Genomic DNA, 14,403 nt, shown 5'->3' on the forward strand with positions numbered 1-14,403 from the left:
CCGGCAATTGCGCCCGCCCACCGCCCTTGTTATACAGACCTACGCCGTGCAGGTAGCGCACGCCCGAACAAGAAAAAATCTGACCGACAGGAAGCGACCGTGACGTTCATTTCTTACGCACAGAATTTCGAGGACGTTCGCCTTTGGCGCGCCCTGCAGTATTTTGAAAACGGTTTTTATATCGACGTCGGCGCCAATGACCCGATCCACGACTCGGTCACCAAGGCCTTTTACGATCGTGGCTGGCAGGGCATCAATGTCGAACCGATGCAGAACTACCACGACGCACTTCGCCAGCATCGCCCCCGCGACACGACGCTGCAATGTGTGGCCAGCGACCAGCCGGGCGAGCTGACCTTCTACGGCATTCCCGACACCGGCCTGTCCACCGCTGACCCAGTCGTTGCGCAAGAACGCAAAAACCTCGGCATGGACGTGCAAAGCCTCACCGTCAACGCACGCACACTGACTTCGATCTGCGAAGAACACGCCGCTGAGCGGCCGATCCACTTCCTGAAAATCGACGTCGAAGGCCACGAAGAAACCGTCCTGCGCGGCATGGACTTCAGCCGCTTCCGCCCCTGGATCATCCTCATCGAAACCCCATGGGAGCGCGACCACACCTGGGAACACCTGGTGACCGACGCTGGCTACACCAACGTCCTGTTCGACGGCCTCAACAGCTTCTTCCTGGCCAATGAACACATCAATCTCAAACCCGCGTTCGACCTGCCACCGTGCAACCTCGACAACTTCCAGCTGTGCAAAGGCCACAACCTCGCCCACCCGGTAAACCCGGCACTGGAAACCGCCCTGCAACGCGCCGAACAAGCCGAAGCCGAACTGCGAGCCATGCAAAACAGCCGCGCCTGGCGCGCTGTACAAAAACTGCGCAACGTCCTGCGCCGGGCGTGATTCGCAGAGGGCGCAAAAATAGTCTGAATTCAGGGGTTTACAGAAGCACCCGAGTCGCTATAATCGTCGCCCACACGCCGGTATAGCTCAGATGGTAGAGCAACTGACTTGTAATCAGTAGGTCCCGGGTTCGATTCCTGGTGCCGGCACCATACAAAACGAAGCCCCTGCAGAAATGCAGGGGCTTTGTTGTTTCTAGGGTGCGTTTATTCCAACCCAAATGAAAAGCCCCCGACAGCAATCGCTGTCGGGGGCTTTTCTCCAATCTTAAGCAGCCTCAACCGAAAGCAAAATCCGCCGCCCAAGCTGCTGCAATGCACGCTCGACATTCTCGATCTTGGAGTGATGCAGGAAATCGACTAACCGATCTACCTGGGGTCGTTGTACACCCAAGCGTCGTGCCAGTTCAGCTTTGCTGACCCCAGACTCCAGAAGCGTATTCCAGAGCCCAACCTTTGCCGCAGTCAGTGCAGGCAGACGCAATACCGCGTCACTTTCCTGCTCTCCCGCATCACCTGTCGGAATCAACCGGCGATCATCGACGTAAATCGACAATGCCGTTTCCATCGCATCAATGGCGCCGTCGAGTGCTTCCTCAAGAGTGTCGCCAGCGGCGTGCATCTCTGGAATTTCTGCGCAGGACAACCAGACACTGCTCGGCCCCTCGTGGACTTCCAACGCATATTCGAACATCACGTTTCCTCTCATGGGGTACAACTCAGCCTCACCCTTGTGGCCTAGCTGCATCGCCGAAACTCGATTTCGCTTATGCGCATCACGCGCTATTTCGGCAGAGCGACCGTGCAACATATTTGTTACCCATGCAACATAAGTGTTGCATGTGAGTATGTCGGCCTCCTCGCCACCACCTGGCCACGATTGCGCTCCAACCCTCCCCACGCTACCGTCAATCCCGTCGCTGCCAATTCAGCGACCGGGCCTGAGAACCCGCGTAAGATGCAGGCGCACCAGCGCCCCAACCCACGTTTGCCGGCGTTTTTTTGTGCCTGCATTTCCGTGCAATGGCGGCTGTGCGTGGGAGACCTTCGGGTCTGCCGGGTTCCTGTATCTCCGGTTTCTCAGCCTGCGCATAGCTGCCACCCTTTCGCCTGAGAACGAAGTGGCAGCGCTCATTTGATACAGGGAGTTTCACAAATGATTAGCATCGATCCGTCCAGAGTCTGCCCCTTCCACCAACCAGCCAAAGGTAGGTGAAGCCATGACCACCCCCAACGATCTAAAAACCCTCGGCCTCACCCATTTTTCCTTCCAGTCCAACCACGCACTCTTTCGCACCACCCCCGGCGTACCGGTCGCCACCGCTCTCTCCCACGCGTCCCATCTGCTACACATTTCCAAACTGCTGACCTCGGATACTTCTGCCGCCAACGACCCGGAACTCCACGCCTGCGCCTCGCAATATTTGCAGGAGTTGAGCAAGGCGCTGGTCGATGATGCGGTCAAAGTGCTGAGTCCAGATCCATAAACCGTCGCCCACAAAAAAGCCCTCGCATCACTGCAAGGGCTTTGTGTTTCCGCGTCAATCAGTGCCCAGCGCTCTGCCCGCCATCCACATGCAGAATCTCGCCAGTCACAAAGTTCGCGTTGTCGAGATATACCACCGCCTGCGCAATATCGTCGACCTCGCCCATGTGCCCGACCGGGTGCAGCGCACCCAGTGCCGTATGGGTTTCCTCGCCATGCATCGGCGTCTTGATGATGCCCGGCGATACCGCGTTCACCCGAATCCCGCGTTTGGCGTATTCGATGGCCAAGGATTTGGTGGCGGCGTTGAGGCCGCCCTTGGTCAGTGAAGCGAGGACCGAGGGCACGCCGTCGACCGCGTGGTCGGTCAGGCTGGTGGTGATGTTGACTACGTGACCCTTGCCCTGTTTTTCCATCTCGGCGATGGCCAGTTGGGTGATGTAGAAGAAACCGTTGAGGTTGACCGACAGCACCGCCGCGTAATCTTCCGGGGTGTAGGCGGTGAACGGTTTGGCGACAAAGATGCCAGCGTTGTTGACCAGAGTGTCGATGCGGCCGAAGCGAGCCACGCCTTCGCTGATCACGCGCTGTGCCGTAACCGGGTCGCCGATGTCGCCGGCGATGGTCAGGATCTGCGGGTCGTTCGACGGTTTGATCGAGCGCGAGGTAGCGACGATGTTGTAGCCCAGTTCACGGAAGGCCTTGACCATGCCTTCGCCCAGACCTTGGGAAGCACCGGTGATAACGACGGTTTTTTTCGAGTTGCTCATGATGAAATCCTCAATCAATAAGTGGGTGTTGAATCAGGCGGCAGCCAGTTGTTTCAGCATTTGTTCGTAGTACTCGACCGATTGCGAACCGGACACCAGGTGCTTGCCGTTCAGGATCAGCGCGGGCACCGAGTTGATTCCGTGCTGCCGGTAAAACGCTTGCAGTTGCCGTACTTCGCTGGCGAATTCGTCGTTGGCCAGCACCTTGCGAGCCTTCACCGCATCCAGTCCTGCTTCGGTCGCCAGACGCATCAGCGTCGGGTGATCGTTCGGGTTGTCGCCGTCGCGGAAGTAAGCGCGCAGCAGGATCTTTTTCAGCGCGATCTGCCGCCCTTCCTGTGCTGCACACATCAGCAATCGATGGGCGTCGAAGGTGTTGTGAAAATGCGTGCGCTTCTCCAGATCGAACTCGAAACCGATGGCATTGCCGCGTTCGATTTGCATCCTCTTACCGGCGGCGACGTCTTCGGCGGTGCGGCCGTATTTGCGCATCAAGTGCTGCACCGCCGGTTCGCCTTCGGCGGGCATGTCCGGGTTGAGTTCGAAGGGCTTGTAGGTCAGCTCCACCGAAACCTCGCCGGCCAGATTGCCGATCGCCTGCTCCAGCGCTGTCGCCCCGAGTGCGCACCAGGGGCACACCACGTCGGAGACGAAATCGATGGTTACGGTCGGGGTCATGACTGGCCCCGTTCCGCCAGTTGCCGGCGGTATTCGGTGGTGGTGATGCCGGCGTAGCCCCAGTTATCGGTGTCGACTTCTTCGATCACGATGTGGGTCAGGTCCGGGCGCTTGTTGAGGACGCGTTCCAGGGTTTCAGTGATTTCGGCGATCACCTGAGCTTTCTGCTCACGGGTAACACCATCGCGGGTGATGCGTACGCTGACAAATGGCATGACGACTACTCCAGTGACCTGCCCTCGGGATGATGGTCAGGTGTTGGAGCTCAATGTAGGCGTGTGCCGGGAGGGGAAAAAGTAGGGGTTGGGTACTTCATTTGTGAGGTGGTGTAATGAATAGCCTGTAACAACCCCACCAGAATTTGAGCAAAGGAACGCGTCAGCTCAGCGTGATTGAATGCCTTTTTCTGCATCGTCTTGAGCCTTCAACAGCTCATCAATCGAACCAAAATACTGTCGAAGCAGGAGTGCTTCCCTCATGGCGCGGGCGGTCTTCAGTGAGGGTATCCGCACATGTTCGGGTTTTCGTTGAACCACCATCGCAATTACCTATTTCCAGACAGTGCGACTTATTAGAGACGCTCACTCTGGCAGCCGATATCAGCTCATTCGCAGTGATCTCTGAGACCTGTCCGTAAAAATTGCGGGCAAAAGGCATCCTTCACGTCAGTCGTTTCCCTTGGAAAATCCCCCCAAACGCACCCAAACCGTGCACTTTTTTTGACCCCAATCACCCCCGCGTCACCAAAAACCTCGATTCTGTGTCAGCCTCCAGCCATCGGCGGGGACATCAATTCGCTACTAATTGCGCGACAACTATGCTCAGGTACAGGAATATAGCCGGCAAATGGAGCCGTTCAGGCCGTCACGTACACAACAATACCCAGCCCACTTCAGAGGGCATTACCCATGGATAGCAGAACCTTACGCAACCTCATGCGCATCGTGCAGACCGGCTCGTTGTCGGCCGCAGCCGAGCATTCGTGCCTGACTGTGCAGGCCCTGGCCGCGCAGTTGAACAAGGTCGAAGAACAGTTCGGTTTCCGCTTGTTTAGACGATCCAACAAGGGCCTGACGCTGACGCCGCAAGGCACCGAGCTGACGCCCTATATGGACAGAGTGCTGATAGCCACGCGGCAGATGGAAGAGAAAGTCGAGGCGTTGAAGGTACCGGGACAGCGCACGTTGAAAGTGGCGTTGAACACCACGCTGGACCCGGATTTCAACCGGCGACTGATCGGACGCCTGATCGATGTGTTCCCCGACTATCAGATGGAATTCAGCTACGCCGAGTCGATGGAAAATCTCAGCAAGCTGAAGAACGAAGACTTCGACCTTGCGGTGCTGATCGGCCCGCAGCGGCCGGGGTTGCCGAGCATTGTCCTGCCGGAAGTGCAGGTGCAGGTAGTCGGCGCTCATTGTGGTCAGGAGAACGATCCGCTGACGTTGCTGGGCAACAAGTTTCAGGTGCGTCCTGCAGAAGATTGCCCGTATTCCCACAGCTTTTTGCGTTTTCTCGACGCCGGGCTGGGTAATCATGAGAACAGTCAGCGGACGATTTATTCCTGCAGCGAAACGCTGACCCTGTCGCTCATCACGCAGATGGACGCGGTCGGCATGGTCTCCCGCGAGGCCGCGCAGAAGAACGGCCTGACGATCTTCCCCGGGTTCGAGGATTTCCTCGAAGTACGCCTGGCGGTGAACAACCCGGATCTGTCCGGCCAGGCGTTGAACGACGTGGTCGATCTGCCGCTACATGAACGAGCCGAGCGCAATGTACGCAGCCGTCCCAACCGCCACACTGAGAAAGAGGTTTTTGCTGAAATACGCACATAACAGCGTCGGAATCGCTGCATAAAATTCCGGGCGATCGAGCTGTATGTGCTGATCCTTGATCAACAAGGGTGTCAGGCTGATCGCAGCGACGATCGCCACCGGCAGGTATTCCAGCGCCCGGGCGACGAAGGGGGGCCAGTGCTCGGTGTTGACCTGCAACGGTAGCGCCCGAGGCAGAAAGGTCACGGCCATCATCAGCGCGACCACCAGAATCAGGAACGTTTGGTCAGGCATATACCCACTCCGCAGCCCACAAACGTGGCGATGAAAACGTTGAACGGCGAGCTTCCCACCAGGTTCAGAGCGCCCATGCAGACCACTGCGGCCAGGGCGGCAATGAGCTTGTTGCGGGTGTTGCACAGCGAGACCAGCACATAAAGCATCATTGCGGTCAGCGCATAGTCGAGCTGATATTTGATCAAGTGCGACGCGTACTGTGCGCACAAGGCGCCGAGCAATCCGCCGATCACCCAGGAGGTGTGGCAGAACAGGTTGAAGCCGATCAGATAACGGATATTCACCGGCACACCGGTGCCCAGTTTGACGCTGTGGAAGGCGAACGATTCATCGGTCAGGCCGCCGGCGTAGCACCAACGCTCCATTCGGCTCAGGCCCAGCGCCCGCAGGGCCTTCGCCATGTAGACCGACATCAGCATGTGCCGTGCGTTGATCAGAAACGTGGTCAGCACGATGGTGGTCAGCGACGCACCGCTGCTGATCAGCGCCAGCGCCGCGAATTGCGAAGCCCCGGCATACACGAACAGACACATTGCCACCGGCAGCCACAGCGGCAGCCCGGCGTTGACCGCCATCAGCCCGAACACGAACGACACGGTGAAATAACCGGCCACCACCGGGCTGGCTTCGGCAAACGTGCGCGACGGCTGACGGTCGACCATCAGCGGCGCACTGCCGGATGTTTCATTCATAGATCCCTCTCAAATGTCCGTTCGCCGTGAGGTTCGCAGAAACCCTGGGCAGTCCAGAAACGCTTGCCCGCGAGGTTAGCATCATCGACGAACAGGAACATCCGCAGCACACCGACCCGTTTCATGTCGGCCGACGCCGCTTCCACCAGTCGCTGGCCGACGCCCTGACTGCGATAGCGCAGGCTGACCGCCAGATGGTTGATGGTGCCGCGACTGCCGAGCATGCCGCCCAGCACCGCCCCGACAATCTCGCCTTCGACGTCGAAGGCCAGATACGCCGTGGTGGTTTTCTGGATCAGCACGCCGCGCAGGCACTTGGCGTCCTGCCATTCGCAGAACGACACTTCGTCGAACTGGCGGAAGAAACGCTCCATGCGCTGCGCGTCCTTGGCCGTCGCGCGCCGCAGCACCACCGGCGTCGAGCATTCGACGCCGTCGATTTGGGTGATCTGATTAGCGAACAATGTCGAAAGCGGTCCCGGGCCGCGAGAAGGAAATCGCCAGGATCTGCCGATACGCCATGGCATGGGAGTGGGTGTTGCGCGCCGGTGTCACGTAGTGGCGCATGTCGCGGTCGAGGAAGTAAGTGGTGTCGAGGATCTCCTGGTAGGTGGTCGACGCCAGTTGCTGCTCGTGAATGTCGTACAGACGGCTTTCGGCGCCCTCGACATTATTGCGGCCCCAGAAGTGCACACCGCTGAACGGATAACCGTCGCAGTGAATGCCTTCCGGCGTGATTTCAAGTTGTTTGCCGGGTTTGATCTCGATGCGGATCTGATGGATCTGGCATTGCCAGATTTCATCGTGCAACTCTTCCGGCAACACGCTTTTGTACACTTCGAAATCGGTGTCGATCAGGCTGCGCATCACCGGTGAGTCGATGACTTCGTCCGAGAAGTCCTGGAAGTGCCGGACCACACCGCCCACATAGGCGTTGTTCTCTTTGGACTGCACGTACGCGCGGTGTTCCAGCTGCTTCAGCTCGCGCGTCTTGGGGTTGTATTCGAAGTCGCTGTAACGACGGTAACGCATGCCGGCTTCGGCCTGACCGTAGTAACTGTCAGGCTCCATGTTTTCCCAACTTTTGGTCAGTCTGACGAAGTCGGCGAAATGACCGTAGAGATTGAAGTCAGCACCCTGCACGTTGGCGTACTTGTCGCGCCGTAGCGATTCGCCCACTTCTCTGGTTAAAACGATCATTACCAAATTCTCCGCTGCATTGAGCGGCCTAATCTATTAGGTGGAGAATTTGCGTCCATGAGAAAGAATTTCAGGCATTTAAAGCCCTGTTTGAAACGCGATTTGAAACGGCCTCAAAGTGCATTTCAAATGACAAAAACACGGGTTTTTATGCTTTTTTCAGAAAAACCGTCAAAAAAAAACCCCGAACCAGTCGGGGTTTTTTATCGCTTTTCGCGGGTTCAACCGATCATCAGAAGATGTTGATCGGGTAATCCACGAACACACGCAGCTCGTTGCCGCTGACGTTGTACTCGCTGGATTTCTGCGAAACACGCAGGATCGAGCTACGCACTTTTACGCTCAGGTCTTTGGCCGGGCCACTTTGCACGACGTACTTGAACTGGTTGAAGATTTCACGCTCGGTGCCGCCTTCGCTGGTGGACGTGGTGATGTTGTCGCCACGCACGTACGCGAAGTTGTAGCTCAGACCCGGTACGCCGAATGCGCCGAAGTCCAGGCCATAGCCCAGCTGCCAGCTACGCTCGTCTTCAGCGTTGAAGTCCGACCAGTAGGAGTTGGCCAGGTAGATGGTGTTGCCACCGTCACCCACGCGCCCCTGACCTTTCTGGTAGCCACCATAGGCGTAACCCAGGTTGCTGTCGCCAGTGGAGCGCTGGTGCGCCACGGTGAACGAGTGCGGGCCGGTAGCGAAGGTCGCTGCCAGGCTCCAGATCTTGTTGTCGTCGCCGGTCACACCGTTTTCGCGGACATAGGAGTTGTCCAGCTTGGTGCGGTAACCGTTGAAGTCCAGGGTCAGGGACTGATCCTTGTCGATCGGGAACACGTAGTTGGCGTTCACGTATTGCTTCTTCAGCACGTCTTCGACGTCGGAAGCGTACAGCGCAGCCTTGAACTGTTCGGTGAACTGGTAGCTACCGCCCAACACGTTGATCGACTTCAGACCACCGCTGTCACGGCCTTCAGCGCTCTTGCGCGATTCGGCGGTGAAACGACCGGCATCCAGTTGCAGGCCTTTGATCTCTTTGGAAGTGATCAAGGTACCGGTGTAGCTTTCCGGCAGCAGACGCGAGTTGTCGTAGTTCAGCACCGGCAGGGCCGGCATCTGGTCACCATAAGTCAGGGTGGTGTTGGACAGGCGGAATTTCACCGCCGCGCCACCCTTGGACAGGTCGTTGGCCGGTTTGCCGCTGTCGCCCTTCTTGAAGAAGTCGATGCCGCCGGCACCGCTGCGATCTTCGCTGCGCTCCAGGTTCAGGGCGTACAGGCCGAATGCGTCAACGCCGACACCGACAGTACCCTGGGTGAAACCGGACGAGAACGTACCGATGGCCGCCTGGCCCCACTCGGATTTGTCCTTGTTGCCGTCTTTGTAGTCACGATTGATGTAGGCATTGCGCAGCAGCACTTTCAGGCTGCTGTCTTCCACAAAACCCTTGGACTCGGCCTGGTCGTTAGCCATGGCCTGAGTGGCGCTCAACATCCCCAATGCGATCAGACTGATCCGCTTGTTCAACATTTTGTTTTCCTTATTACGGGTTGAAACGCGCTGTGTCGAACGGCTGAAACGGCGCTTGATGCACTCTTTTATTCACCCCGAAACAAAAAGGCCCGCTCAAGACACTGTCATGGCGGGCCTGCTCCTGATTTTGAGTCATGGCGGTTAGCCACAGGCGTTGTGGCCGAATCGTAGCCGCGCCCTGAACAATGTGTCAATTTCAAGAATCGTCTTTAAATAGGCAAAAATCGTCTAATAAAAGTAAATTTTTCGAAAGCTACGTGCGGGGAAATGCCTGTAATCAGGGATTTGATGCCCGGTCACGCACAACCATCGAGGCCACAGACCGGCAAGACTTGTGTCGCTGGAGCCGACGGAATCGACTCGCTCAACCATTGTGCAAAGGCCTGCGGTTTGCCGAGCCACGGGCCGATATCGATCAGGGTGAACTGCCCGTCCTGTTCCAGTGCGAAAGTTGGAAAGCCTTGGCCACCGAGTTTCGCCAACAATGCGCGGCTGTTCTTTATGTGTTGACCGGTGTCAGTCGCTTTGAGGGTTTTAAGGAACGTGTCCGCCTCGTAGCCCATCTCTACCGCGCACTCCACGAGCACGGCGTCATCGGCAATTTGTCGGCCTTCTACATAGTGTGCGGTTTGCAAACGACCCAGCAGTTCCAGACCACGCCCATCAATGCTTTCTGCCGCCATGACAGCGGCAATCGGCGGAGCGGAATCAAAAACTGCCGTGTGATCACGCAACAGGCCTTCGAAATAGGCTTCGCCGAACGGCTGTCCGGTGTATTCGGCAATGCGCCGGTCGTGGGGCATCACGTAATTGCGCAGTTGCGGTGAAACGCTCTGACGGTTGGCACCGGTCATCATGCCGCCCGCGTGGGCGATCACCGGCAGCACTTGCTGTGCGGCTTGTACCAGCGGTTTTGCGCCATAGCACCAGCCGCACAGAGGGTCGTAAATGTAGTGAAGGGTCATCTGAAAACTCCGGGAAATCGATGGCAGCCACGGTAGTCCCTCGGCCGTTGCAGAAAAACGCCGGAATGGCTTTCAGTCTGTTTCGGCAATCGGTCGAATGCCCTTGTTGCGAATCTCGTGACAATCTTGAAACAGCTGGAAACAAACTGACACAATCAACTCGCGGAACTTTTCCAGAATAATTAACGGAAGCAAATGCAAAGCATTACTATTCGCGCACTCGAATTCTTCCACCCTTTCGGATGCGTTTTTCAATGCCTGCCCCGTTCCGTCTCACGCCCGTCACGCTTGGGCTTTCCGCCTTTTTGTCCTCCGGTTTCGCTTACTCCGCGACCGAGCTTCCCGCTACTTCGATCAGTGCCGAAACGCAAGCCGACGACCCACGCGTAAAAGTCAGCAACACCGCGACCCGCACGTCCACCCCCGTGCGCTACGTGCCGCAGGCGATCGATTCGATCAAGACCGCCAATGTCGCGGATTACGGCATCAACGACATCGAAGATGCCCTGAGCGGGATTCCCAACGTCAGCGGTGGAGGCGACACGCGCTTCGACAGCCTGCGCATCCGGGGTTTCGATGCCAGCAACGATTTCTATCTGGACGGCATCCGCGACGACAGCCAGTACAAGCGCGACCTGCACAACATCGAACGTGTCGAAGTGCTCAAGGGCCCGGCCGCCGTGCTGTACGGCCGTGGCAGCCAGGGCGGGATCGTCAATCGCGTCAGCAAGGCACCCGAGGCCGGTCGCCGCTCGACCATCGAGGCCCAGGGTGGCAGTGAAGATCTGCGCAGCCTGTACGCTGACCTCAGCGCCGACCCAGGCGAGAACATCAGCCTGCGCCTGAACATGGGCAACATGGACGAGAACAGCTTCCGCGACGGCGTCAGCGGCAACCGCAAACTGTTCGCACCGTCGATGAGCTGGCAGCTCACGCCTGACCTGAACTGGCTGGTGCAATACGAATACAGCCGCTACAACCGCACGCCGGATCGCGGCATTCCTGGGGTCGGTGGACGTCCGGCGGATGTCGGCCGGGACACGACCTACGGCAACGATCACGACTTCATCGACGACAAGACGCAATCCCTGCGCTCGCGACTCAGCTATGAACTCAACGACAACTGGCAACTGCGCCACACCCTCGGTGTGTTCAAGCTCGACAGCGATTTCGACAACACCTACCTCACCGGCTTCGACGCGAAAACCAACAAGGTCACCCGCCAGCACTGGCAACAGGATCTGACCACCCGCAACGTCTACAACAACGTCGAGCTGGAAGGTGGATTCGACACCTTCGGCCTCGAGCATCGCTTGCTGACCGGGATCGAAACCGGCAGCCAGCGCCGCGACCCGACGCTGTACAACGCGGCCACCGGCCGGGGCACTCAGCCAGTGCCGTCGCTGGATCTATACAACCCGGATCGCAGCCAGCGCCACACCGGGCGCATGCAGGTGTCGAGCAGCAGCCACACCGAAGTCGAAAGCCGCGCGATCTACGTTCAGGATCAACTGCGCCTGAACGATCAATGGCAACTGCTGGCCGGCCTGCGCTACGACACCTTCGACATCGAGTCGACCAACAAGCTGCGCAACATTTCCGAAGACCGTGACAGCCACAGCACCAGCCCACGTTTCGGCGTGGTCTGGACGCCGTTGCAGAACCACTCGTTCTACGCTTCGTGGACCAAGACCTTCTCGCCGGTCGGCGGCGGTCTGATCGGCATCACCCCGGGTGCGACCGGCAACACCAACGACCTGAGCCCGGAGCTGACCAAGCAGAAGGAAATCGGGGTCAAGAGCGACTGGCTCGACGATCGCCTGAGCACCACCCTCGCCGTCTATGAGCTGGAACTCTACAACCGTCGCACCACTGATCCGAACGACCCGACCCTGACCGTACTCAGCGGCTTGCAACGGTCACGCGGGATCGAACTGACCGGCACCGGCAAGATCGTCGGCAACTGGTACGTGCGCGGTGGCGTCGGCGTGCAGGACGCAACCATCGAGAAGGACAACAACGGCCTGGAAGGCAAGCGCGTCAACAACGTGGCCAAGCACAACGGCAGTCTGTTCCTGACCTGGAAACCGGAGATGGGATGGTACGGTGAAACCGGCCTGACCCTGGTCGGCCAGCGTTACGCCGACAACGCCAACACCACCGTGTTACCGGGTTATGGTCGCTGGGACGCACTGGTCGGCTACCGGCACAAGGACTGGGATCTGCGTGCAGCACTGAACAACATTACCGACCGCGAGTATTACGCCTCGGCCACCAGTGCCTTCCAGATCCAGCCGGGCGCGCCGCGCAGCCTGGTCATGACAGGCACCTACAGCTTCTGATTCGCGCCCATAAAAAAAGCGCTGCCATCCCGGCAGCGCTTTTTACAATCCTTGTTTGTTCTTCTTATCCTTCCATCACATCCCAAAGTGCATCCAGTTCGGCCTCGCTGAACAGGCCAGCGGGGTAACGCTCGATCATCATCCGGCGCGGATCAGGCTCTCTGATCTGACGCGTTCCATTGGACTTCAACCAGTGCGCGACAATCTGGAGCGACTCACTATTTACAGCCATGGGATGCAACGTCCGCTCGCTGATTACGTTCACTTCGGCGTTCATTTCAGCGCTCTCTCCCCGTTCATGAGCGGCTAAGTTATCCAAGGTTTATGACAGAACCGTTGAAGTTCTTCCCCCTCCCTAGTGCGTCATGAGCGATACAAGAGCTATGCCAACGTAATGAATTTGTCGACCAGCGGACATAAAGAAACCCGCAGTCCTGACGGGCTGCGGGTTTCTCTTCAAGCGTGGGCAACAAATGACTGACCGGTCGATTTTTCAATCAACTCAAGCTGTTACATCCGCACTCACTCTTTGTGCGGCGCGGGTTGCTGTTGGGTAAGGCAGTGAATGTTGCCGCCTCCCAGTAACAGTTCACGACCCGGCACCATCACCACTTCATGTTGCGGGAACAGGTTCTGCAGGATCTCCCGGGCCGGGGCGTCCATCGGATCGTCGAAGCTCGGTGCGATGATGCCGCCGTTGACGATAAGGAAGTTCACGTAGGAACCGGCCAGACGCACGCTTGGGTTGCGCTCCTGGGTGCCGTCCACCGGGTCCACGCCCGCGCATTCTTCTTCAGTGGCAAACAGCGGCCCCGGGATCGGCATCTTGTGCACCGTGAACGGGCGCCCCTTGGCGTCGGTGCTGCTTTGCAGCACTTTCATCGCAGCCTGGCAGCGCGGGTAGTTCGGATCCTGCGGATCGTCGGTCCACGCCAGCAGCACTTCGCCCGGACGCACGTAGCAGCAGAAGTTATCCACATGGCCGTCGGTTTCGTCGTTGAACAGGCCATCCGGCAGCCAGATGATCTTGTCCACGGACAGGTTGTCGCGCAGTACCGCTTCGATTTCTTCGCGGTTCAGGTGCGGGTTGCGATTGCGGTTGAGCAGGCATTCTTCCGTGGTGATCAGGGTGCCTTCGCCGTCGACGTGAATCGAACCGCCTTCGAGCACGAAGCCTTCGGTGCGGTAGCGCGGGCTGCGCTCGATCTCGAGGATCTTGCCGCCGACCTGGGAATCGCGGTTCCACGGCGAATACAGACCGCCATCAAAACCGCCCCAGGCATTGAAGTCCCAGTTCACACCGCGCACTTCGCCACTGTTGTTGATGACGAAAGTCGGGCCGCTGTCGCGGACCCAGGCGTCATCGCTGGACATCTCGACCACGCGGATATTCGGCACGTCGAGGCGAGCGCGAGCGTTTTCGTACTGGCCGGCGGACACTGCAACGGTCACCGGTTCGAAACGCGCGATGGCCTTGGCCACGGCGGCGTGAGCAGCCTGCGCCGGCTTGCCGCCCAGACGCCAGTTGTCCGGACGCTCGGGCCAGATCATCCAGGTCTGGGTTTGCGGCGCCCATTCGGCCGGCATGTAGAAGCCATCGGCGCGTGGGGTACTTTTCAAGGTGGTCATGTCGATCAGGACTCCAGGGAACGGTCGAGGTTGTTCAACGCGCCGAACAGGTTTGGACGACGGACGATGGCGACTTTATAAACGATAAATATCGACTTTAAAAGCAAAAAACAAATCCATGATTTTGTTTTTA

At 58.3% G+C, this 14,403-nt stretch carries 16 protein-coding genes and 1 tRNA gene; 5 read left to right on the top strand and 12 right to left on the bottom strand.

Features of this window, described 5'->3' with window-relative positions:
- Window positions 1-99: 99 nt before the first annotated feature.
- Together CAF87_RS23525 and CAF87_RS23530 are read left to right on the top strand one after the other, a co-directional pair.
- Entirely contained in the window at window positions 100-915 is an 816-nt protein-coding gene (locus tag CAF87_RS23525; protein WP_085733299.1) for an FkbM family methyltransferase, read from the top strand.
- A 76-nt stretch (window positions 916-991) separates the two neighbouring features.
- Window positions 992-1,067, top strand: a tRNA-Thr gene (locus CAF87_RS23530).
- Between the two features lie 115 nt (window positions 1,068-1,182).
- On the opposite strand, the gene CAF87_RS23535 is transcribed toward CAF87_RS23530, so the two are convergent.
- On the bottom strand, window positions 1,183-1,608 hold the full coding sequence (locus CAF87_RS23535; protein ID WP_085733446.1) for a type II toxin-antitoxin system HicB family antitoxin: 426 nt from the start codon (window positions 1,606-1,608) through the stop codon (window positions 1,183-1,185).
- 526 nt (window positions 1,609-2,134) lie between these two features.
- On the opposite strand from CAF87_RS23535, the gene CAF87_RS23540 reads away from it, so the two are divergent.
- On the top strand, window positions 2,135-2,401 hold the full coding sequence (locus CAF87_RS23540; RefSeq protein WP_085733300.1) for a DUF3077 domain-containing protein: 267 nt from the start codon (window positions 2,135-2,137) through the stop codon (window positions 2,399-2,401).
- 58 nt (window positions 2,402-2,459) lie between these two features.
- Here the strand turns inward: CAF87_RS23540 and CAF87_RS23545 are convergent, their stop codons facing one another.
- From CAF87_RS23545 to CAF87_RS23555, 3 genes are read right to left on the bottom strand one after another with little or no spacing between them, the layout of a single operon-like run.
- Window positions 2,460-3,170 carry an SDR family NAD(P)-dependent oxidoreductase gene (locus tag CAF87_RS23545; RefSeq protein ID WP_085733301.1) on the bottom strand — a complete coding sequence of 237 codons (711 nt, stop codon included), beginning with the start codon at window positions 3,168-3,170 and terminating at the stop codon, window positions 2,460-2,462.
- 33 nt (window positions 3,171-3,203) lie between these two features.
- Window positions 3,204-3,848, bottom strand: coding sequence for a DsbA family oxidoreductase (locus CAF87_RS23550; RefSeq protein WP_085733302.1), 645 nt, complete (start codon window positions 3,846-3,848; stop codon window positions 3,204-3,206).
- A complete protein-coding gene (locus CAF87_RS23555) occupies window positions 3,845-4,063 on the bottom strand; it encodes a 4-oxalocrotonate tautomerase family protein (RefSeq protein WP_007952610.1) in 219 nt (72 codons plus the stop codon). Before CAF87_RS23555 ends, CAF87_RS23550 begins: the two co-directional genes overlap by 4 nt.
- A 693-nt stretch (window positions 4,064-4,756) precedes the next feature.
- Here CAF87_RS23555 and CAF87_RS23560 point away from each other — a divergent pair.
- Window positions 4,757-5,683: a LysR family transcriptional regulator gene (locus CAF87_RS23560; protein WP_085712740.1), complete on the top strand. Its 927-nt coding sequence runs from the start codon at window positions 4,757-4,759 to the stop codon at window positions 5,681-5,683.
- Here the strand turns inward: CAF87_RS23560 and CAF87_RS23565 are convergent.
- From CAF87_RS23565 to CAF87_RS23590, 6 genes are all read right to left on the bottom strand, one after another.
- A complete protein-coding gene (locus tag CAF87_RS23565) occupies window positions 5,600-5,917 on the bottom strand; it encodes an AzlD domain-containing protein (RefSeq protein WP_007952614.1) in 318 nt (105 codons plus the stop codon). The genes CAF87_RS23560 and CAF87_RS23565 overlap by 84 nt on opposite strands.
- Window positions 5,896-6,612, bottom strand: coding sequence for an AzlC family ABC transporter permease (locus tag CAF87_RS23570; protein ID WP_085733303.1), 717 nt, complete (start codon window positions 6,610-6,612; stop codon window positions 5,896-5,898). The genes CAF87_RS23565 and CAF87_RS23570 overlap by 22 nt, the downstream gene beginning before the upstream one ends.
- Window positions 6,609-6,986 (bottom strand): GNAT family N-acetyltransferase, encoded by a 378-nt coding sequence (locus CAF87_RS23575; protein WP_007952618.1) that lies wholly within the window; start codon window positions 6,984-6,986, stop codon window positions 6,609-6,611. The genes CAF87_RS23570 and CAF87_RS23575 overlap by 4 nt, the downstream gene beginning before the upstream one ends.
- Window positions 6,987-7,065: 79 nt before the next feature.
- Window positions 7,066-7,812, bottom strand: coding sequence for a 2OG-Fe dioxygenase family protein (locus tag CAF87_RS23580; RefSeq protein ID WP_085712739.1), 747 nt, complete (start codon window positions 7,810-7,812; stop codon window positions 7,066-7,068).
- Window positions 7,813-8,044: 232 nt separating this feature from the next.
- Window positions 8,045-9,331, bottom strand: a complete 1,287-nt coding sequence (locus tag CAF87_RS23585) for an OprD family porin (protein ID WP_085733304.1) — start codon at window positions 9,329-9,331, stop codon at window positions 8,045-8,047.
- Window positions 9,332-9,630: 299 nt separating this feature from the next.
- Complete coding sequence (locus CAF87_RS23590) at window positions 9,631-10,299, bottom strand: DsbA family protein (RefSeq protein WP_085733305.1); 669 nt, start codon at window positions 10,297-10,299, stop codon at window positions 9,631-9,633.
- Window positions 10,300-10,553: 254 nt separating this feature from the next.
- Here CAF87_RS23590 and CAF87_RS23595 point away from each other — a divergent pair, with 254 nt between their 5' ends.
- Window positions 10,554-12,641, top strand: a complete 2,088-nt coding sequence (locus CAF87_RS23595; RefSeq protein WP_085733307.1) for a TonB-dependent siderophore receptor — start codon at window positions 10,554-10,556, stop codon at window positions 12,639-12,641.
- A gap of 64 nt (window positions 12,642-12,705) precedes the next feature.
- Here CAF87_RS23595 and CAF87_RS23600 read toward each other — a convergent pair whose 3' ends face one another.
- Window positions 12,706-12,918, bottom strand: coding sequence for a hypothetical protein (locus CAF87_RS23600; RefSeq protein ID WP_065257771.1), 213 nt, complete (start codon window positions 12,916-12,918; stop codon window positions 12,706-12,708).
- A 245-nt stretch (window positions 12,919-13,163) separates the two neighbouring features.
- The gene (gene aguA, locus CAF87_RS23605; protein WP_085733308.1) at window positions 13,164-14,270 is read right to left on the bottom strand and encodes an agmatine deiminase; all 1,107 of its coding nucleotides are present in this window, start codon (window positions 14,268-14,270) and stop codon (window positions 13,164-13,166) included.
- Window positions 14,271-14,403 lie beyond the last annotated feature (133 nt).

Origin of the sequence: Pseudomonas sp. R38(2017) (assembly GCF_002112395.1) — a bacterium.
In the GTDB taxonomy this organism is placed as follows: Bacteria; Pseudomonadota; Gammaproteobacteria; order Pseudomonadales; family Pseudomonadaceae; genus Aquipseudomonas.